Consider the following 585-nt stretch of genomic DNA (forward strand, 5'->3'; position numbering starts at 1 on the left):
GAGCGCACCGGCGGTGGTGGCGAGCCCGGCGGCGACGAACGTGCCGCCCGGCCCGAGGAGCGCCACGAGCGGCCCCGCCGCCAGCGGCGACAGGAACTGCCCGAGGAAGATGCCGGTCACGAGCCCCGCCAGGACCCGGCCGCGGCGTCCGTCCGCGGCGAGGTCGCCGAGGCGGAGGTTGAGGTTCGGCACCGTGAGACCGACGCCGAGCCCGCCGACCAGCAGCCCGGCGACGACCGGGGCGATCCCCGCCGCCCGGCCGACCACGACCCACCCGACCCCCAGCAGGAGCAGCGCGGTGAGCGTGATCGCGGTCGGCGTCAGGCGCCGCCGCACGGCAGGGAAGGCGAGCGAGCCGATCAGGCTCGACAGCGTGGACCCGGCGATCGCGACGCCCACGACGCCGGGGCCCGCCCCGAGGTCGCCCAGCAGGAACGGCAGCTGGGTCGGCGCGAGGTAGAACACCGCCGTCGCCGCCAGGGCGAGCAGGTACAGGCCCAGGACCCGGCCGGTGGTGCGGGGGCGCGGCCCGCGGGACGACCGGCTCGCGCCGTCCGGGAGCGGGCGGACGGGGGCGGGTCCGGT

Annotated in this window: 1 protein-coding gene; it reads right to left on the reverse strand. The window is 79.0% G+C overall.

What is annotated here, in order from left to right:
* A partial coding sequence (locus tag FHR04_RS20800; protein WP_338084785.1) for an MFS transporter occupies nt 1-501 on the reverse strand: 501 nt, incomplete at its 3' end.
* Nucleotides 502-585: the final 84 nt, after the last annotated feature.

This window comes from Deinococcus radiopugnans ATCC 19172, from assembly GCF_006335125.1.
GTDB lineage: Bacteria > Deinococcota > Deinococci > Deinococcales > Deinococcaceae > Deinococcus > Deinococcus radiopugnans.